A 1,502-nucleotide genomic window follows, 5' to 3' on the forward strand; every position below is an offset into this window, starting at 1 on the left:
GCACCGATAGGTGACGTTGATGATGGAAGTGTCTTCGTCGCCGGCGCGTGTGACTCTGTAGGTGACTGACGGCCGGTGGGGCTTGTCTTGCAACTGATCCGCCCGCGGGTCGGTGGCGAAGACACGGTCCGATGCATGTCGGCCAGAGGTGAGCATGACTTCATACGAGCCTGGTCAGCCCCGTCAACGTCTTGTCTGCCCGGCCTCCGGCCGACGTGCCCACTGGTGAAGAAGGCACGGTCCCATCATGACAACACCCATCACCGAACTCATTGATTCCTCGCCTGAGCTCGAGGTCGTCGCCGGCGTCGACACGCACGCCGACACCCATCACGTCGCGGTCCTGAGCGTTACAGGCGCCCGGCTGGGCGATCTACAGGTCCCCGCGACCACCGGGGGCTACGAGCAGCTCCTTGCCTTCATCCGCTCCTTCGGCACCACGCGACTGGTCGGCATCGAGGGCACCAGCTCCTACGGCGCCGGCCTGGCCCGGTACCTCATGAGCCAAGAGGTCGAGATCCGCGAGATCGTCCGTCCCCGACGGGCCCAACGCCGGCATGGGAAATCCGATCCGATCGATGCCTACGCAGCCGCTGCGCAGACACTGGCCGAACCAGAGACCCTGCCGATGGCCAAGACCGGTGACGGTGTCATCGAGCAGATCCGTGTGCTGCTGGCCGTGCGGCGCAGCGCGATCAAGGCCCGCGTCGCAGTGATACGCCAGATCAAGTCCATGCTGATCACCGCGCCTGAGGCGATCAGGAGCCGCTGGGAGGGGCTGAACGAGCGCTGCCTGGTCGAGTCCTTGGCCTCCACCCGCCCGGGACCGGCCACCGGCTCGGTGACCACGGCGACCGGTCACGCCCTGCGACGGCTGGCACGCCGGCACCAATACCTCACCGTCGAGATCACCGAGCTCGAGGACGAACTGAGAATCCTTGTCGGCCGTGCCGCGCCGGCGATGATCGCGAGAAAGGGATACGGGGTGATCACCACCGCGACCCTGCTGGTCACCGCAGGAGCCAACCCCGAGCGGCTGCGATCAGAAGCATCCTTCGCCGCGCTGTGCGGGGCCTCACCGATCCCGGCGTCGTCAGGGAAAACGAACCGGTACCGTCTCAACCGCGGCGGGGACCGGCAAGCGAACTGGGCTCTGCACCAGATCGCCCTGGGGCGCCTGTCCAACGAGGAACGCACCCAGAACTACGCGGGGCGGCTGCGAGCCAACGGGAAGTCGAAGAAGGACGTCCTGCGGTGCCTCAAGCGTGCAATCGCCCGTGAGGCATTCCACCTCATCGTCCACCCCGAACCCGTGCCCGCGACAGAGGATCTTCGAGACCTCCGGCACCAGCGAGGAGCCACCCTGGTCCAAGCGGCGATGAACATCGGAGCAGAACCCGCCCGGCTGAGCGAACTCGAACGCGGCAAACGCCCCAACGCGGAACTGACCACCGCCTACCGTGCCTGGCTCACCGCCGCTTGACACGCATAGGAGCATCAGG

Annotated in this window: 1 protein-coding gene; it reads left to right on the forward strand. The window is 66.5% G+C overall.

What is annotated here, in order from left to right; all coding sequences use genetic code 11:
* Positions 1-247 precede the first annotated feature (247 nt).
* Positions 248-1,483 carry an IS110 family transposase gene (locus ACFU0Y_RS18140; RefSeq protein WP_380216361.1) on the forward strand — a complete coding sequence of 412 codons (1,236 nt, stop codon included), beginning with the start codon at positions 248-250 and terminating at the stop codon, positions 1,481-1,483.
* Positions 1,484-1,502: the final 19 nt, after the last annotated feature.

Source organism: Kocuria sp. NPDC057446 (assembly GCF_042802875.1).
Classification (GTDB): Bacteria; Actinomycetota; Actinomycetes; order Actinomycetales; family Micrococcaceae; genus Kocuria.